We start from the raw sequence: 22,864 nt of genomic DNA, 5'->3' as shown, positions 1-22,864 counted from the left end.
TGATTTCGTTAAAAAGGGAGTTTTGACAAACTCTCAGGTTTTATAATTCTTTCCCTATCTTCTCGAAATCTGCTTTCGACTTACTTTGAGTCACGATATATACCCCCAGGAATACAAGTGCGATAGCCACTCCTTTCTGCCAACCGAAACTTCCGATTCCCATGATAATAGCAGCAATAGTAGCCACAATCGGCTGCATATAATTGTACATGCTGACAACAGTAGGACGAAGTAGTTTCTGCGCAGTCATAATGCAGAGATAAGCGAGGAAGCTGCCACCTAACACTACATAAAGCACTTGAATGATAGCGACAGTAGAAATAGAAGCCCATTGGATAGTGGAAATATCGTAATAAGAGAACGGTATATAACACATTGAAGCATAAACGAACATCCACTTGTTGATGGTCACTGCCGAATATTGCTGAGTCATCCCCTTGAATACGGTTAAATAAATAGAAAAGCTGATTTGTGCAATCAGGCAAAGCAAGTCACCAATCAGGCTTCCGTTGCCATTATTTCCTGCCTGACTGCTCAGGATAAGAATAAGTGCTCCCATAGCACCTACAAAAATTCCCAGTACTTTCTTATTGGTAATCGGCTCTTTCAGATAGATAGCAGCTACAATCATAGTTACAATCGGTAAAGTCGTTGTAACAATCGAAGCGTCGATAGGCGAAGTCATAGACAGCCCGAAAATAAATACTCCCTGATTGAACACCAAAGCAAATAGGGAAGCGAAGAAGATTTTCAGCATATCCCGGTGATTCACATGCTCCTGTTTGCAAAATATAGAAAGTATCCAAAAAGCGGCTGCTGCTCCCACCATACGAAATGTGGTCACGGAAAGGGCAGAAAACTCTTGGAGAGCTGATTTCCCTATAGGAGCCATCAATCCCCACATAATGTTAGCTGTAAGTGCAAATAGATGACCGTGCAGATTCTTGCTATTGTTCATGTTGATAAGATTTAGTTTGCGATATATTTTCTTAATAGAATAACATCTGAAAAGAGAAAACGGTTGCAAAGGTAGTTTTTTATTCTTGTATTTTCTGAATTTGATGAGTTTGCTAGCCACTTTGTCATATGATTTATTTATATTTGCCTTGATTAATACTGAATATTATGGAACAACAGGCTAATTATATCCGTCGTATCGAAATCCACGGACTATGGGAACGCTTTAATATAGGATGGGATTTACGTCCCGATGTGAACATTCTTTCCGGCATCAACGGAGTGGGGAAGACCACCATTCTGAACCGTTCCGTCGGCTATCTCGAAGAACTTTCCGGTGAAATGAAAAGTGACGAAAAGAACGGAGTACGTCTTTTCTTTGACAATCCCGAAGCAACCTATATACCCTACGACGTTATCCGGAGCTACGACCGCCCCCTGATAATGGGAGACTTCACCGCCCGCATGGCCGATAAGAACGTAAAGTCCGAACTGGACTGGCAACTCTATCTCCTGCAACGCCGCTACCTTGACTACCAGGTCAACATCGGCAACAAAATGATAGAAATGCTTTCCAGTAACGATGAAGAAGAACGCCGCAGGGCTGCCACCCTGTCCATAGCCAAACGCCGTTTTCAGGATATGATTGACGAACTTTTCAGCTACACCCGCAAGAAGATAGATCGCAAACGTAACGATATTGCCTTCTATCAGGACGGCGAACTGCTGTTTCCCTACAAACTTTCTTCCGGCGAAAAGCAAATGCTCGTCATCCTGCTCACCGTACTCGTGCAGGACAACAGCCATTGCGTACTCTTTATGGACGAACCGGAAGCCTCTCTTCATATAGAATGGCAACAGAAGTTGATTGCCATGATACGTGAACTGAATCCGAACGTACAGATCATCCTGACCACCCATTCACCTGCCGTCATCATGGAAGGCTGGCTGGATGCCGTGACGGAAGTAAGTGATATTTCAACGGAAGCGAACGGATTTAAAGTATCCCCCGCTCATTAACCATTAATCATTAGTCACTAATCACTAAACCGTTAATCACTATCTACATGGCAACTTCACTACGAGATAACCTGACTTCTTCATACTTCAACGCAGCCCACAAGCTCTACTCGAAGAAAGCCCGTCGTCGCATCATAGCTTACGTAGAAAGCTATGACGACATCGCTTTCTGGCGTACCCTGCTCGAAGAGTTTGAAGATGACGAGCACTATTTCCAGGTGATGCTTCCCTCGGCCAACTCCCTTGCAAAAGGGAAAAAGATGGTTCTCATGAACACACTGAACACAGCCGAACTGGGAAGAAGCCTGATAGCCTGCGTAGACAGCGACTATGATTTCCTGTTGCAGGGCGCAACCAATACATCCCGCAAAATCAACCGGAACAGATACATATTCCAAACCTACACGTATGCCATTGAAAACTATCATTGCTTTGCCGAAAGCCTACATGAAGTATGTGTGCAAGCCACATTGAACGACCGCTTCATCTTCGATTTCAATGCCTACCTGAAACGGTATTCCGAAATTGTATATCCTCTTTTCCTGTGGAACGTGTGGTTCTACCGCCAACGGGATACCTATACTTTCCCGATGTACGACTTCCACACTTATACTGCCTTGCGGGAGATAAGCATCAAGCATCCAGAAAAGAGCCTGGAAGATTTGCAGCGGCGCGTCAACCAAAAACTGTCGGAACTGAAAAAGCGTTTCTCCCGTAGCATCAACCAAGTGAATGCGCTGGGTAATGAACTGAGAGAATTGGGGTTGATGCCGGAAACCACCTATTTATATATGCAGGGACACCATGTCATGGATAGCGTGGTCATGAAACTTCTGACTCCCGTATGTACGGTGCTGCGCCGGGAACGTGAACAGGAAATCAAACGATTGGCCGAACATAATGAACAATTCAAGAACGAACTGACTTGTTATCAGAACAGTCAGGTGAATGTGGAAATCATGCTGAAGAAGAACGTAGCTTACAAACGGCTGTTCCACTATGACTGGCTGAGACAAGACATACATGAATATTTAGAAAAAGGGAAATAAAAACTAAAAAGAAATAGAGAGAAAACAGCTTATGGAAGAAGTAAAAGAAGTGATAAATACAGTGCCTGTTGCACTGGTGGATGGAGAGACGCAAGATATCGGTAATGCAATGATGCAAGGCGTGAACGATACTTTGTTGTCAATGGGAGTGGATGAAGTGTGGGCGGATAAGATTGATAACTTTATCATATTACTGATTATCATTGGTGTAGCTCTGTTGGCTAACCTGATTTGCCGTAAGATTATCCTGCGCACGGTATCCAGGCTGGTGAAACAAACGAAAGCCACTTGGGACGACATTGTATTTAATGACAAAGTAATGGCGAACGTCAGCCGGATGGTCGCACCGATATTAATCTATATTGCCATCCCTATCGCATTCCCCGACCATGTGGATTCCGCCCTGCTCGACTTCCTTCGCCGGCTCTGCCTGATTTACATACTTGCCGTATTCCTTCGTTTCGTGAGTGCCTTGTTTACTGCCGTCTATCTGGTGTACAGCGCCCGCGAGCAATATAGGGACAAACCTCTGAAAGGACTTCTGCAAACAGCGCAAGGCATTCTCTTCTTTGTAGGAGCTATCATTATCATCAGTATCCTGATAAAGCAGAATCCAGCGGTGTTGCTGACCGGACTCGGCGCTTCCGCCGCCGTCCTGATGTTGGTTTTCAAAGACAGTATCATGGGCTTTGTTTCCGGCATACAGCTTTCCGCCAATAATATGTTGAAAGTAGGAGACTGGATTACGATGCCGAAATATGGTGCCGACGGAACAGTGATAGAAGTTACATTGAATACGGTCAAAGTACGCAACTTCGACAATACCATCACCACCCTTCCCCCTTACCTGTTGGTCAGCGACTCTTTCCAAAACTGGCAGGGGATGCAGGAATCCGGTGGCCGCCGTGTGAAGCGTTCCATCAATATAGACATGACCAGCGTACGCTTCTGCACACCGGAAATGCTGGCGAAGTACCGGAAGATACAAATATTGAAAGACTACGTGGACGAAACGGAGAAAGTGGTGGAAGACTATAATAAAGAACATGATATTGATAACTCGGTGTTAGTAAACGGCCGCCGGCAGACCAATCTGGGCGTTTTCCGCGCCTATCTGACCAATTATCTGAAGAACCTGCCCACCGTCAATCAGGACATGACTTGCATGGTGCGTCAGCTCCAGCCTACCGAAACCGGTATCCCGTTGGAACTTTATTTCTTCTCCGCCAATAAAGTCTGGGTTGCCTACGAAGGCATACAGGCAGATGTCTTCGACCATGTACTTGCCATCATCCCCGAGTTTGACTTGCAGGTGTTCCAAAATCCTTCGGGAGCGGACTTGCGCCGGATAGGCGTAAAGATAGAGAACTGACAAGCACGATAAGAACAAGCAATATTCCGATAAAATCATAATAAACTACTTATATCATGAACACACCGTTACCTAACCAAATTATCCGCGAGATTACTCCTTTGTCCGACAAAGATTGTTTTTACATTGCGGAACGCTATAAGACTGAATTCACTTATCCCATCCACAACCATTCCGAGTTTGAACTGAACTTCACGGAGAAAGCGGCGGGAGTAAGGCGGGTGGTAGGAGATTCATCCGAAATAATAGGCGACTACGATTTGGTCTTGATAACGGGCAAAGACCTGGAACACGTTTGGGAACAGAACGAGTGCCACTCCAAAGAGATACGGGAGATTACGATTCAGTTCTCTTCCGACCTCTTCTTCAAGAGTTTCATCAATAAGAACCAGTTCGACTCCATCCGCCGGATGCTGGACAGGGCGCAGAAAGGACTGGCTTTCCCGATGTCCGCCATACTCAAAATATATCCGTTGCTGGATACGTTGGCTTCCGAGAAGCAGGGGTTCTATGCAGTCATCAAGTTTATGACGATTCTCTATGAGCTTTCTCTTTTCGAAGAAGAAGCCCGTACCCTGTCCAGTTCGTCTTTCGCCAAGATAGACGTCCATTCGGACAGCCGTCGGGTGCAGAAAGTGCAGGAATATATCAATCTGCATTATCAGGAAGAGATTCGCCTGGGGCAGTTGGCAGCTATGGTCGGAATGACGGATGTGTCGTTCAGCCGGTTCTTCAAGTTGCGCACAGGCAAGAACCTTTCCGATTATATCATTGACATTCGTCTGGGGTTCGCTTCCCGCTTGTTGGTGGATTCCACCATGTCGATAGCCGAAATCTGTTACGAGTGCGGATTCAACAATCTTTCCAATTTCAACCGTATCTTTAAAAAGAAGAAATCTTGCTCTCCCAAAGAGTTCCGCGAGAACTACCGAAAGAAGAAAAAGCTTATCTAGTGCATTCCTGCGAAACGTTTATCGCGTTAAGAACCAACGCAATAGAGTTTCCTATAGTTTCCTTGTAAGGAAACGCCCGTTTCCCGTAGAGGATACTGTCGTTTCCTTACTGGGATACGCTCGTTTCCCGTAATGGATACTGGCGTTTCCCTATAAGGAAACGGAGCTGCCATTAGCGCATTAAAAAACAGGCTTGAGTGTATTAAGAAAAAGGCTCTTATCTTAACGTCAGTTCGATATAAACTTAAGTAATCCCGTAACAAGAATGCAATCGTTCTTTCAACTGATTGTATTTCCTTCGTCTTCACATTGTAATCCCTGCCCTCTACCTTTGCCGACGTAATCAAAACGTATAGCAAAGTTAGATGAAAAAACAATTTCTAATCCGAATTTCAGTTGCAGCCTTCTTCTGCCTGTTGTGTGTACTTCCCGCGTTGGCTGCCAATATCAAGATTAAAGGAGCTGTGAAAGACAAGCTGTCCAAGGAACCTTTGATAGGAGCTACCATACGGCTGATAGGAACTCAAACCGGTGCAGTGACCGATATGGACGGTAATTTTGAATTGAATGACCGCGGACTTCTGGAAGGAATATATGATGTTGAAATCAAATATATAGGATATAAAGAAGTACGCCGCAAAGTCCGTGTGGAAAACGGGAAACTGGTGATGCTGAACCTCGAACTGGAAACCGACGCACAAGAACTTGCCGACGTGGTGGTCGTAGCGAAGAAGAACCGCGAGAACGAGAATATGCTCTTGCTCGAACAGCAGAAAGCAGTCATTGCCGTACAGTCCGTCAGCGTGAAGGAACTTTCCCGCAAAGGAGTCTCGGACGCGGAAGGTGCTGTGACCAAAGTCTCCGGCGTGTCCAAACAGGACGGCGTGAAGAACGTCTTTGTCCGTGGACTGGGCGACCGCTACAACGCAACTACCTTCAACGGCTTCGCGCTCCCTTCCGAAGACCCGGAATACAAGAATATCTCCCTCGACTTTTTCGGCACGGATATTATTCAGTCCGTAGGCGTGAATAAGGCATTCAGCGCAGGCGGCAGCAGTGATGTCGGCGGAGCGGCCATCGACATCGTATCCAAAGAACTGACAGGCGGCGGAAACTTCGGCTTCTCCCTTTCCGGCGGACTGAATACGCAGACCGTATCATCCGACTTCCTCAAAATGGACGGAGTCAACTTCATGGGCTTTGCCAACCGCACCGAACCTGCCGACGAAACCTCATGGGGCTTCAAGAACAAACTGAACCCTTCCGAACAGCATCTTCAAATCAACAGAAGTTACAGCATTTCCGGTGGAAAACGCTTCTATGTGGGCAAGGACAAGAACCCGCTCTCTTTCTTCCTGACTGCCGGACATACGACGGACTATCAGTACACCGACGAAACCATACGCAACACGACCACCGGCGGTACTGTCTACAAAGATATGAATGGAAAGAAATCGACGGAGAATATCAGCCAACTGGCACTTGCCAATGTGGACTACGATATGCAGAACCGCCATCATGTCAGCTATAACTTTATGATGATACACGCCAACACCCAGTCGGTAGGCGACTACAACGGCAAGAACTCCATCTTCAGCGACGACTATGAGAACCTTGGATTTACCCGCCGCCAACAAACGAACGACAACCTGCTGATTGTCAATCAGCTAATGACCAACTGGGGACTGACTAAATCAATCAGCCTGGACGCCGGCGCTTCCTATAATATAGTGAAAGGCTACGAACCTGACCGCCGCATCAACAACCTGACAAAAGCGGAAAACGGATACACCTTGCTCAGAGGCAACTCCCAACAACGATATTTCTCCGCTTTGGATGAAAACGACCTGAATGTAAGAGCCGGGCTCGTCTACCGGCTGAAAGATAATGTAGAAGAAATCTCGAATATCCGTCTCGGCTATACAGGCCGCTTTGTAGACGATAACTTCAAAGCTACGGAATACAACCTCACCGTAGGACGCGTTTCCACCATCCCTTCTTTGGACGACTTCTCGCTCGACGATTACTACAATCAGGAGAATCTCTCTTCCGGCTGGTTCGAGATACAGAAGAACCTGGATGAATATACGGTAACGAAGAATATCCATTCCGCCTACGCGGAAGCTACCTACCAGTTCAATCCCCGTTGGATTGTAAACCTGGGAATGAAATATGACAAGGTAGACATGGAAGTAGACTATAATGTAAACCGTGGCGGTTCTAAAGGAAGCAACAAGATTCAGAAAGACTACTTCCTGCCCAGCTTGAATCTCAAATACAATCTGAATGATAAACACTCCCTGCGTTTGGGCGCAAGCAAGACTTATACGCTGCCGCAAGCAAAGGAAATCTCCCCCTACCGCTATGTCGGCGTGAACTTCAACAGTCAGGGGAACCCCCATCTGAAACCTTCGGATAACTACAACCTCGACCTGAAATGGGACTTCAACCCCAGTCCGACCGAATTGATTTCGCTGACCGCTTTCTATAAACTTATCAAGAACCCGATTTCACGTATTGAAGTGGCAAGCGCCGGCGGATACCTCTCTTACGAGAATATAGCGGACGAAGCGACCGTGGCCGGAGTGGAAGTGGAAATACGCAAAAACCTGTTTGTCCGCCCGCTGGGCAGCGCCGCGAACGGAATGAACAAACTCTCCTTCGGACTGAACGGCTCATATATCTATACGAACGCGAAAATGCCTTTGGCTACGGTAACTACCGGTTCGCAACTGGAAGGAGCCGCCCCCTGGATTGCCAACTTCGACCTCTCCCATACATTCACGAAAGGAGAACGCAGCTTCATCAATACATGTGTGCTCAACTACGTGAGCGATAAAATCTATACGATAGGTACGCAAGGCTATCAGGACATCATGGAACGGGGAATCGTAACCCTTGACTTTGTATCCCAAGCCAAACTGAACAAATACCTGTCGCTCAACCTGAAAGCCCGCAATCTGCTGAATCCTTCGTATAAGTTGAGCCGGAAGGCGAATGAAAGCGGAGAGAAAATAACGCTGGGCGAATACAAAAAAGGAATAAATATAAGCCTGGGAGTGTCGTGCACATTCTGAACCGGGTGAAGAAATAAGATTATTAACTAATAATGAAAGCAAAATGAAAAGATTGTTTGTGAACTTTATGACATGTGCCGCAATGGCAACTGCGATTACACTGACTGCATGTAGCAGTGATGGTGACGGCAACGGTAGTGACGATGGAAATGGTGGAAACGGTGGCGGAACGGGTAGTTCTATTGTAGTAGGTGAGAACATCCTGTCGGGAACACTGACTGGAGAGCAGACGCTCGAATCTAAGGAATATATCCTGAACGGGACTGTAATCATTGAAAACGGCGGTCGCCTGAATATCCCTGCCGGAACTACGATTAAAGCCCGTGAAGGTTTCAGCAGTTATCTCCTGGTAGCGCAAGGCGGTAAGCTTTATGCCGACGGAACGGCTGAAAAACCTATCATCTTTACCGCCAACACCACAAGTCCCAAATCCGGCTACTGGGGTGGAATCATTATCAACGGTAAAGCTCCTATCTCCGGTTCGAGCGCGGACAAGAGCGATACAGGTCTGACTGAGATAGACAACAACTATAAGTATGGCGGCAATGTGGATAATGACAATTCCGGTTCATTGACTTACGTACAAATCTGCTATGCCGGTGCCCGTTCCACCGCTGATATCGAACACAACGGATTGACGCTGAATGGCGTAGGTAACGGCACGAAGATTGAAAACATCTACGTGCTCGAAAGTGCCGACGATGCCATCGAATTCTTTGGCGGAACAGTCAATGTAACCAACCTGCTGGCTGTAAATCCGGACGATGATATGTTCGACTTCACGCAAGGATATTCAGGTACATTGAAGAATTGCTATGGTGTTTGGGAAAGCGGTTATAACAGTACGGAAGCAGACCCTCGCGGTATCGAAGCCGACGGTAACCTGGACGGTCTTTATCCCGACCACCTGCGCCAGTCCGACTTTGTAGTCGAGAACATGACGATTGTGAACAATGCTGCCAATACCATGGACAATGTAGACCGTATGCAGGACGTGATTAAGATTCGCCGCGGCGCGAAAGCGACTATCAAGAACGCATTGGTGAAAGGTACCGGTGGTACAATCGACCTGATCGATATGAGCGACAGCAAAGGCGCAGGTAACGCGGCTTCAAGCATCAGCATCACCAACTCATTACAGTTCAAGACCAAGTTGAACGGTGTGTTGAACACATTCGAAGAAGCGGCAGAAAACACAGGTGCGGATGCTTCCTTGTTCTCCTGGACAGGATACGACTTATCAGCTTTCTGATATAGAACATAGAACAGAGGTTTGTTATTTTACTCAATCGGCATGAGGGGATTTGCGACAAGTAGATTCTCTCATGCCCTGTCTTTATTCTTTTATGTTCTTTTTTATAGGTAATATTTAGGTCTTTATGGTTTCGGTGATTTCCTTTTTAGTATATTTGTCGACCTATATATTGTACACCAATTAAAATATGCAAACAGACTACGAACGATATCGTAAAATGTCTTCCCTGGCTCAAATCGGATGGTGGGAAGCAGACATAACAGCAGGGTATTACCTATGTTCGGATTATCTTTGTGACCTCTTGGGATTAGAGGGTGATACCATTTCTTCTTTGGATTTTCTCAATTTGATACGTGAGGATTATCGGGAACAGATTGCGCAGGAGTTTTGGGCGAATTCTTCCATTCATAAGGACTTTTATGAACAGACATTTCCTGTTATCACTCCCGGGTATGGTGAAGTCTGGCTTCACACCCGTCTGGCTTTTCGTGAGAAAGGTACGGGAAATGATGGCGGGGACAAGTCTTTCGGAATCATTCAGCGGGTGGAAGCTCCCAAGGATGTGGAGCAAAGGAATGCGCTGATACGTGTAAACAATCTGCTTCGCCGCCAAAACTATATTTCCCAGTCTTTACTCCGTTTTCTGCGGGATGAGGAAGTGGAGTCCTGTATAACGGAAATCCTGAAAGATATATTAAACCTGCATGCCAACCGTGGACGCGTTTATATTTTTGAGTACGATGAAACTTGTACTCATCATAGTTGTACCTATGAGGCTACTTCCGAAGGAGTATCGGAAGAGAAAGAGAGTTTGCAGCATATTCCCACTTCCCAGTCAAGGTGGTGGAGCCGGCAGATATTATCCGGCAAGCCTATCATCTTGGATTCATTGAAGCAATTGCCCGAAGGGGCTGTGGACGAATATGATATTCTTTCAGCACAAGGAATCAAGTCATTGATGGTAACCCCTTTAATGGCGGGCGACCACGTTTGGGGCTATATGGGAGTGGACTTGGTGGAATCTTACCATGAATGGAGCAATGAAGATTACCAGTGGTTTTCTTCGCTGGCCAATATTATCAGCATTTGCATCGAACTGCGGAAAGCGAAGGATAAGGTAATCAGCGAACAGGCCTTTATGAATAATCTTTTCAGTTATATGCCGATGGGGTATATACGTCTGTCGATTATCCGTGACGGGAACGGGAAACCTTGTGATTACCGGTTGACGGATGCCAATAATGCCTGTAGCAGATTCTTCGGCCATTCTCCGGAACAATATTTCGGTCGTCTGGCTTCTGAACTGCATACTGATTACAAGCAGAAACTGGAATTTTTAATGGATGTCCTCAATAGCCGTTCATACTTGGAAAGAGATGAATATTTTCCCATGACGGGACTTTATACTCACTGGATTCTTTATTCGCCGGAAAAGGATGAAGTGATCGGGCTCTTCCTCGATTCTACTGAAACGGTAAAGGCGAATATGGCTTTGGATCGCAGTGAAAAACTCTTCAAGAACATTTTCGCCAACATACCGGCAGGAGTCGAAATATATGATAAGGACGGTTATCTGCTCGATTTGAATAATAAAGACCTTGAGATATTCGGCGTGGCTGATAAGTCGGACGTGATTGGAGTCAATTTCTTTGAGAATCCGAATGTTCCGCAGGAGATACGTGACCGGGTACGTAATGAAAACCTGGTCGACTTCCGGATTAATTATTGCTTCGAACATGTGGGTAAGTATTATCATACGAACCGTGCCAATATTATTGCCCTGTATTCAAAGGTTACCAAACTATATGATAAAGAAGGCAATTTCAACGGGTATATCCTGATTAGCATAGATAATACGGAACGGCTCGATGCCATCAATCGTATCCGTGATTTTGAGAACTTCTTCCTGATGATTTCCGATTACGCGAAAGTGGGCTATGCCAAATTGAATCTTCTTGACCGGAAAGGATATGCCATCAAGCAATGGTATAAGAACTTGGGAGAGGAAGAAGATATTCCTTTGAACGAAGTTGTGGGAGTGTATGGTAAAATGCATCCTGATGACCGTCAGCGTATACTGGACTTTTATGACGAAGTCAGACAGGGAAAGAGACGGCATTTCCAGGGAGAAATGCGTATTCACCGTCCCGGCACGAAGAATGAGTGGAACTGGGTAAGCAGCAATGTGGTGGTTACCGCTTATGAACCGGAGAATAACGAAATAGAGATTATCGGCATCAATTATGATATTACGGAACTGAAGGAGACGGAAGCCGAACTGATTCAGGCGCGTGACAAAGCGGAAATGATGGATCGCCTGAAAAGTGCTTTCCTTGCCAACATGAGCCATGAGATTCGTACTCCGCTGAATGCGATTGTCGGCTTTTCCGACCTGTTGGTGGAAAACGAGGATATAGAGGAACGAAGGGAATATATTAAAATCGTACGGGAGAATAATGATTTGCTGCTCCAGTTGATTTCGGATATACTCGACTTGTCGAAGATTGAAGCGGGTACGTTCGAGTTTACGAATGGAGATGTGGACGTGAATCTGTTGTGTGAGGATATTGTCTGTTCCATGCAGATGAAGATGGTGAAGGAGACTGTGCAGTTGGTACTCGACCCGCATCTTCCGGTTTGCCGTATTATCAGTGACCGTAACCGTATCCATCAGGTTATTTCCAACTTCGTCAACAATGCCATCAAGTTCACTTCCGAAGGAAGTATCCGCGTGGGTTACAAGCTGAAAGGGGAAGAACTGGAATTCTATGTTCAGGACACGGGTATAGGAATAGAGAAGGAGCAATTGCCGCATATCTTCGAACGTTTTGTGAAACTCAATTCTTTTGTGCATGGTACGGGATTGGGACTTTCCATCTGTCAAAGTATCGTGGAACAACTGGGTGGAAAAATAGGTGTTGACTCTGAAGTGGGAAAAGGCTCGCGGTTCTGGTTTACAATTCCCGGTGTGATTGTGACGGAAGAAGCGCTTGCGTAAGACACGAGGATATATAAACATAAAAATGGTCTTGATCATCGCCGGTATGAACCGGCATTGAATCAAGACCATTTTTTTATTGAGAGGTGTCTGTCTTTCGGATGTATCCGCTTAGATTCCGAACGATAGTTTGTCGATAGACTGATATACGATACTTGCGATACCCAGTCCGATAATCCCCAGCGTACAAAGTGCGAGTCCCCATTTCGTACAGCGGTCGCTGCGGAAAGCAGGAATCGGATTGTCGGAAGGAGTGATATACATTGCTTTTACAATCAGCAGATAGTAGTACAGCGAAATCACTGTGTTTACCAACGCAATGAATACCAACAGATGGAAACCTGCATCGAAAGCTGCCATAAAGATAAAGAACTTGGAGAAGAATCCGGCAAACGGCGGGATACCTGCCAGTGAGAACAAAGACAGGGTCATAAGGAATGCTATTTTCGGATTCGTCTTGTAAAGTCCTGCATAATCTTCGAGCGTGAACTTCTGGCTGCGCAGGGCTACGATAGTAATCACGGCGAATACTCCGAGGTTGGCAGCGGCATATACAAGTACGTAATATACCAGTGCCGTCATTCCCTGTGCTGTACCACCAATAACGCCAAGCATAATATATCCGGCCTGTGAGATACTGGAGAATGCCATCAGACGTTTCAGGTTCTGCTGGCGGATGGCGAATATATTGGCAATGGTGATAGATGCGATAGTCACCCAGTAAAGCACTTCCTGCCAGTCGTTTATCATCGGTGCAAATACTTTAATAAGGATAGCCAGCAGAACGAAAGCTGCCGAACCTTTGGATACGACGCTCAGATAAGCGGTGACTGTACTCGGTGCACCTTCATATACGTCCGCTGTCCACAGGTGGAACGGAACGAGCGACAGTTTGAATGCCATGCCCGTGAAGAAGAAGACGAATGCCATAATTTGCAACGGATTTCCGTCGATATGAGCGGGAAGGTCGTCAAAGTACAATGTTCCGGCAGAGCCGTAAATCATGGACAGGCCGAACAGCAACAGTGCGCTGGAGAAGAGGGCGGTAAGGATATACTTGGCTCCCGCTTCGGCAGAGTTGTGGCGGTATTTGTCGAAGGCAATCAGGGCAGCCATCGGGATAGATGCCGTTTCCAGTCCGATGAAGAACATCAGGAAGTGTCCGGCGGAAATCATGAGATACATGCCGAACAGGGTGGAGAGTGTCAGTACATAGAACTCACCTTGTTTGAAGGAAGTATCTTCACGTTTCATCCATTCGTGTGCCATCAGGAAGACAATCAGTGTACCTATATTCAGGATTGATTTGACAACTGTATGCATGGGTACGTAGTGATACATACCACCGAATACGTCGGCAGCAGTTCCCGGAACGAAGTTGATAGCCGTATGAATTGCCATCAGAATGACAGGTAACATGGTGTTCAGCCGTGCTTTCCCATCATTTTTGTGTGCGTCCGGGCTCATGAAGAGGTCAGCCAGAAACAGTAGTATCAGGACAACTACGAGCGACAGCTCTTCTCGCATATGTAGAAATTGTGAATAATCCATATTGTAATTTACTATTTAACGATTTACAATTTACTAGTTAGGGTATCAGTTGTGAGACAACCGGCAATACGCTTTCACCAATCATGTGGCTGACCCAGAAAGGGGCCATACCCAGTCCGGCTACACAAACAATGAGGCAGATGACTGCTACGCGCTCGTCCCAGGTTGCGTCCGTCAGTTCGAGGTGGTGCTTGTTGGTGCAGGTACCATACAGAATCTTACCTACCAGACGCAGGATGTAGACTGCTGTTATCACAATGGAAGAGCAGGCGATGATAGTCAGTGTGCGGTGAAATACGTCATTGTTCTGGAAAGAACCGACGAAGATGGTCATTTCGGCAATAAAACCGCTCAGACCCGGCAAACCGAGGTTGGCAAGACCGGCAATCACGTAACATACACTGAGGAACGGCATAATCTTCATCAGGCCGGCAAGTTCGCGAACGTCACGGGTGTGGGTACGTCCGTAAATCATACCGATAAGGGCGAAGAACAAGGCTGTCATCAATCCGTGCGAAAGCATCTGAAGGATAGCTCCCGTCGCTGCTGTCTGATTGAGCATCAGGATAGCGAAAAGAACCAGTCCGCAGTGGGATACGGAAGAATAGGCATTGATATATTTCAAGTCGGTCTGTACGCAAGCGGAGAAAGCTCCGTAGACAACAGAGATACCTGTCAGTATCAGGAATATCCAGGAAAGTTCGTTAGCTGCTTCCGGCATCAGGTACATGGCGATGCGGAAACATCCATAACCACCCAGTTTCATCAATACTCCGGCATGAAGCATGGATACGGCTGTCGGGGCGGAAGCATGACCGTCGGGACTCCATGTATGGAACGGGAAAAGAGCGCCTAGCACGCCAAAGCCGAGGAAAGTCAGCGGAAACCAAATGCATTGCTGTGCAAAAGGTATATTGTGCAGTTGCGCGATTTCAAGCAAGTTCATGGTGGTAGCTCCCGAACCGAAGTAGATTCCGAGAATACCGATCAGCAGGAAGGCGGAACCGCCCATCAGCATCAGCGTCAGTTTCATGGCGGCGTATTCCTTGCGTCCCGAACCCCATACACCGATTAACAGGTACATAGGTATCAGCGCTATTTCGTAGAACATAAACATGGTGAACAAGTCTACGGAGATAAAGAACCCGAATACTCCCATCGACAGCAGGGTGAACCAAAGGAAATATTCTTTAGTCAGCGGTTGCAGGCGCCAGGAAGCAAATGTTCCGGTGAATACGATGATGGCGGACAGTAACAGCATGGCTACCGAGATTCCGTCAACGCCTACCGAGTATGAGATATGAAGAGGTGCATACCAAAGGGTATCTGCACGGAATAGCATTTCTGCTGTGTTACCGGCACTACGCTCTCCCAAATACATGAATGTAAGTACGACAGAGGCAATCAGAAGTGCCGATGCGCCAGTAACCATAACCCCCCGGATGGCTTTGATTCCTTGTGCTGCCCAAAGTCCGGCAAGCATCAATAAGGGGATAAGTACGAATATTGATAAGAAATTCATATCGTTCTGTGCTTTATAAGATTAATAGTAGGATAAGTGCCAGTGCACCGCAAAGGAACACATACGCATACTGCTGTACCTGGCCACTCTGCAAACCACGGATTTCGTCGCTTGTAGTATTGGTTGCCCATGCCAGGAAGTCAAAGAATCCATCCACTACATGACGATCCCACCAAGCGATAGGAGCGGAGATGCAGCGGAAGATAATCTTGTGCGTAATGAACTGGTATATATCATCAATATAGAAACGATTATAAGCAGCCTTGTGCAATCCCTTGAACTGTTTAGCCAGTGAATCGGCAACAGGCTGTTTGGCATTCTTGTACATCCAGGTCGCGATTGCAATAGAAATAATAGCAATAACAACGCTTGTGATAGCTACCGACGGGTCAAGATGAATGGAATAAGATTCGCCGTTCGAACTGATAAAGTGTCCGAAAGGAATAAATCCTGCTCCACAAGTAACGGCTGCCAGGAACATCAACGGGAAAGTCATAGCTAAAGGACTTTCATGTGGTGTGTGATGTGCATGCAACTCTTTGTTTTCTTTCCCCCAGAAGATACCGTAGTATAGGCGAAACATATAGAAAGCAGTCATAGCAGCAATTACCGTCATTACCCAACCCATTACAGGACTGTATTGGAAGCAGGCTGCCAAAATCTCATCTTTTGAGAAGAAACCGGAGAACGGGGGAATACCCGCAATGGCAAGACAGGCAATCAGGAATGTCCAGTGAGTGATAGGCATATATTTGCGTAATCCGCCCATAGCCGACATTTCATTGGAGTGTACCGCATGGATAATGCTACCTGCACCCAGGAAGAGCAATGCTTTGAACATGGCATGTGTGAAAAGGTGGAACATGGATGCCATATATCCCAATCCGCCTTCGTGCGGATTCATCGAAGTACAAACGCCCAAAGCTACCATCATAAAACCAATCTGCGAGATAGTAGAGAAAGCGAGCACACGCTTGATGTCCGATTGTACGCAAGCTACACTTGCCGCGTAGAAAGCAGTGAATGCACCTACCCATGCTACCATATGCAATGTATTCGGAGCATAAGCGATGAAAAGCGGGAACATACGTGCCACTAAATAAACTCCGGCAACTACCATCGTAGCCGCATGAATCAATGCGCTGACCGGAGTCGGGCCTTCCATAGCGTCGGGCAACCAAATGTGCAACGGGAACATCGCACTCTTACCTGCACCACCCACGAACATCAGTCCGAGAGCTAACGGAAGCATCGCAGCTCCACCGCTGACCAACGATACCGTATCGGGAGTGAAACCGAACGTTCCGCCATAATATCCGTAAATCAGGATACCGATAAGGAAGCCTAAGTCAGCAAAACGAGTGACGATAAATGCTTTCTTGGAAGCGGAAATTGCGGCAGGTTTTGTGTAGTAGAATCCGATTAATAAATAAGAGCTTACACCCACCAACTCCCAAAAGAGATACATTTGGAAGATATTTGTAGCTACCACCAATCCCAGCATAGACATGGTAAACAGGGAAAGGAAAGCATAATAACGTTGAAAACCAGTCTCACCTTTCATGTAGCCGAAAGAGTAGATATGCACCATCAGCGACACGGTGGAGATGACAATCAACATCATCACAGATATAGGATCGAGCAGGATACCCAGGTCGAAGTGTAATGTCTCTGTAAAAGGAAGCCACGTGAAGTTATAAGGTATCAATGTGGCAAATGTTCCGTCTTCCAGTCTCGGGGCGGAGAAATATTGGAAAGCAGTCACGTAAGACAGTACCGCTACCGTTCCCAGTACCAAAGTACCGATGATACCCGCCGTCCGATGCGACATCCATTTTCCCCCGATTCCCAGTATAAGGAAAGAGAAGAAAGGAAGAAGGAGTATTAGAATTGTTAGTTCCATACAGTTTTATTTAATTACTTGTTTTATTATTACTTATACTATCATATCTTACGAATCCATCCGAATGGAAACCTGGCAGTGGCACCTTGCCACTACCATTTCAGGTCGTCGAGGTTGCGGACTTGGATGCTTCGGAGATTACGGTAGATATTAATCATGATGGCGATAGCTATGGCAGTTTCCGCAGCCGAGATGGCGATGGAAAACAGGGCAAAGAAATAGCCTTCCAATCCTGCGGGGAAGAGAAAACGGTTGAACACGGCGAAGTTGATGTCCGTGGCGTTCAGCATTAACTCTACGGAAATCAGGATAGCCAGTGTGTTACGACGGGTAAAGAATCCATAGATTCCTGCAAACATCATGATGGTAGAGACTACCAGGTAATATTCCATGTGTATCATATTCAATTCAATGTTTGATAGTTAATACTTTCGTTCTTATCTCTTTCGGGCAATCATGATACCACCGATGATACAAGCCAGTAATAAGATACTGACTGCTTCGAAAGGTAATACATAGCCGTATTTGTCACTACTTAGCAAGGCATGTCCGATGGTGTGGATGTTTATCTCCAGTGGGGCAAGATTCGTGGTTTGCAGAAAATTATGCTTCAATGTGATAAACAGGATAATTGCCAGACCGGCAACCATCGTAAAGAGTCCTGCCAGAAACCTGCTTCGTTTTAGTTTCTCGGCTCGGTCGCCCTCTCCACTGGTCAGCAGGATGGAGAATACATACAGAACGACGATACCACCGGCGTAAACCATAATCTGGACAGAACCCAAAAAGGTATAACCCAGCAAGAAGTAGATGCCGGCCGTGCCGAAAAGCACGAAGAGCAGGTAGGTTGCCGAGCGGACAATACGTTGGGTAGTCACCGTCATGATGGACATGGCAATAATAAATGCTGCCAAAAAGTAGAATACTACTGTTTCAAGTGTTGATCCCATATCTAAACTTCTTTTTTCTTTTCTATTACTTTACTACCGTCATGATTCAGTTTCAGGACGAGCTTCGTCCGGTCGAATACGGCATGTTCGAAGTTCTGGTCGAACGTAATCGCATCGTGCGGACAAGCATTCACACAAAGCTGGCAGAACATACAAGCGCCCAAGTCATATTCATAGGTCGCCAGTATTTTCTTTTTCTTGCCGTCTTCTGTCTCGATAGTTTCGCTCGTCACAGTGATTGTGTCGTTCGGACAAGCCATCTGACACAATCCGCAGGCTACGCAGCGGTGTTCATTATTCTCATTGTGGGGCATATTCAGTGTCCCGCGGAATCGGTCGAACATCTTCAGTTCTTTCCGGTTCTCGGGATATTGCTCGGTCACTTTCTTGCGGAAGTAAACCTTGATGCTGGTTTTCATACCCGTTGCCAGTGTGCTGATGCCATGCACCAGACCACCTAAGTACGTATATTTTTTATCTTTATATTCCATAATCTAATCTGCTAGAAGTGAAAGCCGAAGGCTACGCAACATGCCATTAATAATAGATTTACCATAGAAATAGGAACCAGGTATTTCCATTCCAAGTTCAGAATCTGGTCAATACGCAGACGTGGGAACGTCCATTTGATCCACATCAGCAGGAATACCACAAAGAACGCTTTGCCAAAGAACCAGATGAAGCCGGGGATATAATCCATTACGGCATTGAATCCATCCAGTCCGGCGATGTGCAACGGCATCCATCCTCCCAGGAAGATAGTAGCGGCAACACTCGCTACGATAAACAGATTCAGATATTCCGCCAGGTAGAAGAAACCGAAACCCATACCGGAATATTCGGTGTGGTATCCGGCAGTCAGCTCACTTTCCGCTTCGGGAAGGTCGAACGGGCCGCGGTTACATTCAGCGTTTCCGGCAATCAGGTAGATGATAAAGGCAATCACGGCAGGGATATGTCCCTTGAAGATAAACCAGCCATTGGCTTGTCCTTCCACGATTTCAGAGAACTGCATGGTTCCCATCAGTACCACCATCGTCATGATGCTCATACCGACAGAAAGCTCGTAACTGATAATCTGCGCACCGCTTCGCATGGCGCCAATCAGGGAAAACTTATTGTTACTACCCCAACCGGCAAGCAAAATACCAACCACTCCGATACTGGAAGCTGCCAGCAGGAAGAATACACCCACATTGAAATTCAGAATCTCCGCTCCCTTATTAAAAGGGATACAGGCGAAAGTGAGGAACGAGGCGATAATTACCATGAACGGAGCCAGGTTGTAGAGGAAACGGTCAGCGCCCTTCGGCATGAAGATTTCCTTGGTCATCATTTTGAGCACGTCGCATACCACTTGGATAGAACCCCATTTGCCAACACGGTTCGGGCCGAGACGGCACTGGAAGAAACCGCAAACCTTACGTTCCATGTAAATTAAGATGATGGCGAGAATGGCATACAATGCAACGATACACACACCGACAGCCACACATTCTATAAAGATGGCCAATCCTTCCGGCATAACGGAGAGGAGCAGCTCATGTATCCAGTTTGTTACTATACTAAAGTCGAACATATTTAATTAGTGTTTAGTGTTTAGTGATTAGTGATTAACATGCTTGTGTCTTCTTTTCGTTAATCGTTCATCACTAAACGTTAATCGTTAGCTTACCTGTCAATATCAGGAACCACATAGTCCAGTGTTCCGCCGATAGCAATCAAGTCGGCAATCTTCGCTCCGCGGCAGATGGTGTCGATTGCTGCAACGAGCGGCAGTCCCGTAGCGCGGTAGTGCAGACGATAAGGCATCTTGTCACCCTGGCTTTCGAGGAAAACACCGAACTCACCGCGGCTTCCTTCCACAGCAGCATAGTAACTGCCTTCGGGAACACGGATGATGGGCTTCATCTTCTCCTGATACGGCCCTTCGGGGATATTGTCTATTAATTGCTCAATGATGTTCATACTTTCCATGATTTCATCCATACGCACGAGGTAGCGGGCGAAGCAGTCGCCTTCCGTATAGACGATTTCTTTGAAATCCACTTTGTCATATACACCGTAAGGGATTCGCTTGCGAACGTCGCAAGCCCAGCCCGAAGCACGGCCTGTACCACCGGTACAACCGAAAGAGATGGCATCTTCGCGACTTAGCACACCCACACCCTTCATACGGCTTTGAGCAATGACATTGCCTGTGAATATATCGTGGTATTCGTGGATAATTCCTCTCATATACGGAATGAACTCTTTTACCCGTTTGACGAAGTTAGGATGAAGGTCAGCCTGTACGCCGCCAATCGTGTTGTAGTTCATAATCAAGCGTCCACCGCACGTTTCTTCGAAAATATCGAGAATCTTCTCACGGTCACGGAATCCGTAGAAGAAAGCCGTCAATGCTCCCAAATCCATGGCAAGAGCAGAGAAAAACAACAGGTGAGAGTCGATACGTTGCAATTCATCCATAATCGTACGGATATACTGCACGCGCTCGCTGACTTCGATACCCATCGCCTTCTCGATACACATACATAATGCATGGCGGTTCTGATGCGCACCCAAATAATCAAGACGGTCTGTCAGAGCCAGTGTCTGCGGATAAGTAAGACTTTCATTCATCTTCTCGATACCACGGTGGATATATCCACAGTTCGCGTCAATCTTACGGATGATTTCACCTTCAAGAGAAACACGGAAACGCATGACACCGTGGGTTGCAGGGTGCTGCGGGCCGATATTGACTACATATTCTTCTTCTCCGAAGAGTTTGGTTTCTTTGTTTTTGATTGTTCCGTCCGGGTTCAACTCAATTTCCTGAGTCGTATCGAACGTCTCTTCATTGGTCATGCAGAGCGGATTGTCTTTCTCCGGGTCGTTGTCTTTGCGCATTGGATAACCTATCCAGTCGTTACGCAGATACAGACGGCGCATATCGGGATGACCGACAAAGGTGATACCATAATAATCGAAAACTTCGCGTTCGTAGAAGTCAGCTATCTTCCATATATCGCTGACAGACGGAATTTCCGGCAGGTCACGGTTGGTAGTCGCAGTTTTCAATGCTATCCGTTCGCCCGTGACGGTAGATTCCAGATGATAGACTACGCCTAAACCGCGGAGTTTCTCCGGAGCGTCTTTCTCATCCGCCACTCCCCAGTCCATACCGGTGAGGCTTTCGAGAAAGTCCATCTGCTTTTCATTTCGCAAGCGCAGCATCTCGTCGTGTAATGCTGCCGGGGCTATAAATTGTATTTCTTGCATAAATCCTTATTAATTAAGAATGTAGGCTCATTCTTCATTTTTGATATAATCCGGTTTCTTCTCTTTTCTGTTCACTCCACCAAAGAACTTCTCTATCTTCACTTTGCGTTGTAACTGCATCATGCCATAATAGAAAGCCTCGGGACGCGGCGGACATCCGGGGATATACACATCTACCGGAAGAATCTTGTCCACTCCGTTCACTACGTGGTAGGACTTCTTGAAAGGGCCACCGCTGACAGCGCATCCGCCTACGGCAACCACATATTTCGGGTCGGGCATCTGGTCGTAAAGCCGCTTCAATACCGGAGCCATTTTATTGGTGATTGTTCCGCATACCATAATCATATCAGCCTGGCGCGGACTGGCACGGGCTACTTCAAACCCAAAACGGGCCATATCATAACGCGCGGCACCCAGTGCCATAAATTCGATACCACAACAACTGGTAGCGAAAGTAAGCGGCCACAGCGAATTGCTGCGTCCCCAGTTGATAAAGTCATCGAGAACTCCGAGAGCGACGTTTGCCCCTCCGGCATTGAGTTCCCTGACCAACTTTTCCAATGATTCATTGTCGATAAACTCCTCATACGGAATTGATTTTATTTTTGGCTTTTTGGTTATTTCCATTCCAAAGCTCCTTTCCTCCAGGCATAAGCAAGGCCCAGAACTAGAATAACAAAGAAGAAGAGAACACTGATAAGTCCCTGCGGCCCCATTTCACGCATGACCACCGCCCACGGAAACAGGAAAGCTGTTTCAACGTCGAACATCAGGAACAGGATAGCAAACAGGTAGTAACCTACACGGAACTGCATCCATGATTTACCACGTGTCGGTATACCACATTCGTAAGCTTCAAACTTTTGCACATTGTACGAACGGGGTGAAATAGCACGCGAAAGGGCTATCACTACACCGACAAAAGCAAGTGCTGTCAGTAAAACAACAACTAAAAATGTAAAATTCATAATTCAATAGCTGTTTAGATTG

Annotated in this window: 18 protein-coding genes; 7 read left to right on the top strand and 11 right to left on the bottom strand. The window is 46.5% G+C overall.

The window, feature by feature from the left end:
- Nucleotides 1-40 precede the first annotated feature (40 nt).
- Nucleotides 41-958 (bottom strand): DMT family transporter, encoded by a 918-nt coding sequence (locus AB5443_RS13720; protein ID WP_277132906.1) that lies wholly within the window; start codon nt 956-958, stop codon nt 41-43.
- A 167-nt stretch (nt 959-1,125) separates the two neighbouring features.
- On the opposite strand from AB5443_RS13720, the gene AB5443_RS13715 reads away from it, so the two are divergent.
- The 7 genes from AB5443_RS13715 to AB5443_RS13685 all read left to right on the top strand — a co-directional run bounded on the left by AB5443_RS13715 (nt 1,126) and on the right by AB5443_RS13685 (nt 12,681).
- Entirely contained in the window at nt 1,126-1,977 is an 852-nt protein-coding gene (locus AB5443_RS13715) for an AAA family ATPase (RefSeq protein ID WP_073347642.1), read from the top strand.
- Between the two features lie 47 nt (nt 1,978-2,024).
- Nucleotides 2,025-3,026 carry a DUF4435 domain-containing protein gene (locus tag AB5443_RS13710; RefSeq protein ID WP_022139837.1) on the top strand — a complete coding sequence of 334 codons (1,002 nt, stop codon included), beginning with the start codon at nt 2,025-2,027 and terminating at the stop codon, nt 3,024-3,026.
- A gap of 31 nt (nt 3,027-3,057) precedes the next feature.
- Nucleotides 3,058-4,398, top strand: coding sequence for a mechanosensitive ion channel family protein (locus AB5443_RS13705; RefSeq protein ID WP_277132909.1), 1,341 nt, complete (start codon nt 3,058-3,060; stop codon nt 4,396-4,398).
- A 56-nt stretch (nt 4,399-4,454) separates the two neighbouring features.
- Nucleotides 4,455-5,351, top strand: a complete 897-nt coding sequence (locus AB5443_RS13700; protein WP_044653341.1) for an AraC family transcriptional regulator — start codon at nt 4,455-4,457, stop codon at nt 5,349-5,351.
- Between the two features lie 365 nt (nt 5,352-5,716).
- On the top strand, nt 5,717-8,428 hold the full coding sequence (locus tag AB5443_RS13695) for a TonB-dependent receptor (protein ID WP_277132911.1): 2,712 nt from the start codon (nt 5,717-5,719) through the stop codon (nt 8,426-8,428).
- Between the two features lie 43 nt (nt 8,429-8,471).
- Nucleotides 8,472-9,680, top strand: coding sequence for a hypothetical protein (locus AB5443_RS13690; protein WP_277132913.1), 1,209 nt, complete (start codon nt 8,472-8,474; stop codon nt 9,678-9,680).
- A gap of 190 nt (nt 9,681-9,870) precedes the next feature.
- Nucleotides 9,871-12,681, top strand: coding sequence for an ATP-binding protein (locus AB5443_RS13685; RefSeq protein ID WP_277132915.1), 2,811 nt, complete (start codon nt 9,871-9,873; stop codon nt 12,679-12,681).
- Nucleotides 12,682-12,792: 111 nt separating this feature from the next.
- Here AB5443_RS13685 and AB5443_RS13680 read toward each other — a convergent pair whose 3' ends face one another.
- The 10 genes from AB5443_RS13680 to AB5443_RS13635 all read right to left on the bottom strand — a co-directional run bounded on the left by AB5443_RS13680 (nt 12,793) and on the right by AB5443_RS13635 (nt 22,842).
- A complete protein-coding gene (locus AB5443_RS13680; RefSeq protein WP_022139831.1) occupies nt 12,793-14,232 on the bottom strand; it encodes an NADH-quinone oxidoreductase subunit N in 1,440 nt (479 codons plus the stop codon).
- A 37-nt stretch (nt 14,233-14,269) separates the two neighbouring features.
- Complete coding sequence (locus tag AB5443_RS13675) at nt 14,270-15,754, bottom strand: NuoM family protein (RefSeq protein WP_022139830.1); 1,485 nt, start codon at nt 15,752-15,754, stop codon at nt 14,270-14,272.
- 13 nt (nt 15,755-15,767) lie between these two features.
- On the bottom strand, nt 15,768-17,657 hold the full coding sequence (nuoL, locus tag AB5443_RS13670) for an NADH-quinone oxidoreductase subunit L (protein ID WP_073347647.1): 1,890 nt from the start codon (nt 17,655-17,657) through the stop codon (nt 15,768-15,770).
- Nucleotides 17,658-17,749: 92 nt separating this feature from the next.
- Nucleotides 17,750-18,058, bottom strand: coding sequence for an NADH-quinone oxidoreductase subunit NuoK (gene nuoK, locus AB5443_RS13665; protein ID WP_022139828.1), 309 nt, complete (start codon nt 18,056-18,058; stop codon nt 17,750-17,752).
- Nucleotides 18,059-18,094: 36 nt separating this feature from the next.
- Nucleotides 18,095-18,607: an NADH-quinone oxidoreductase subunit J gene (locus tag AB5443_RS13660; RefSeq protein WP_022139827.1), complete on the bottom strand. Its 513-nt coding sequence runs from the start codon at nt 18,605-18,607 to the stop codon at nt 18,095-18,097.
- A gap of 2 nt (nt 18,608-18,609) precedes the next feature.
- Entirely contained in the window at nt 18,610-19,098 is a 489-nt protein-coding gene (locus AB5443_RS13655; protein ID WP_022139826.1) for a 4Fe-4S binding protein, read from the bottom strand.
- A gap of 11 nt (nt 19,099-19,109) precedes the next feature.
- Nucleotides 19,110-20,186, bottom strand: a complete 1,077-nt coding sequence (nuoH, locus tag AB5443_RS13650) for an NADH-quinone oxidoreductase subunit NuoH (RefSeq protein WP_277132921.1) — start codon at nt 20,184-20,186, stop codon at nt 19,110-19,112.
- 92 nt (nt 20,187-20,278) lie between these two features.
- Nucleotides 20,279-21,871, bottom strand: a complete 1,593-nt coding sequence (locus AB5443_RS13645; protein WP_022139824.1) for an NADH-quinone oxidoreductase subunit D — start codon at nt 21,869-21,871, stop codon at nt 20,279-20,281.
- 27 nt (nt 21,872-21,898) lie between these two features.
- On the bottom strand, nt 21,899-22,501 hold the full coding sequence (locus AB5443_RS13640) for an NADH-quinone oxidoreductase subunit B (protein ID WP_005677205.1): 603 nt from the start codon (nt 22,499-22,501) through the stop codon (nt 21,899-21,901).
- Nucleotides 22,492-22,842, bottom strand: a complete 351-nt coding sequence (locus AB5443_RS13635; RefSeq protein WP_022139822.1) for an NADH-quinone oxidoreductase subunit A — start codon at nt 22,840-22,842, stop codon at nt 22,492-22,494. Before AB5443_RS13635 ends, AB5443_RS13640 begins: the two co-directional genes overlap by 10 nt.
- Nucleotides 22,843-22,864: the final 22 nt, after the last annotated feature.

The sequence above is a fragment of the Bacteroides sp. RTP21281st1_H5_RTP21281_210402 genome, assembly GCF_040918965.1.
GTDB lineage: Bacteria > Bacteroidota > Bacteroidia > Bacteroidales > Bacteroidaceae > Bacteroides > Bacteroides congonensis.
Note: the sequence above shows the minus strand (reverse complement) of the source record. Positions and strands in the feature narration are given on the sequence as shown.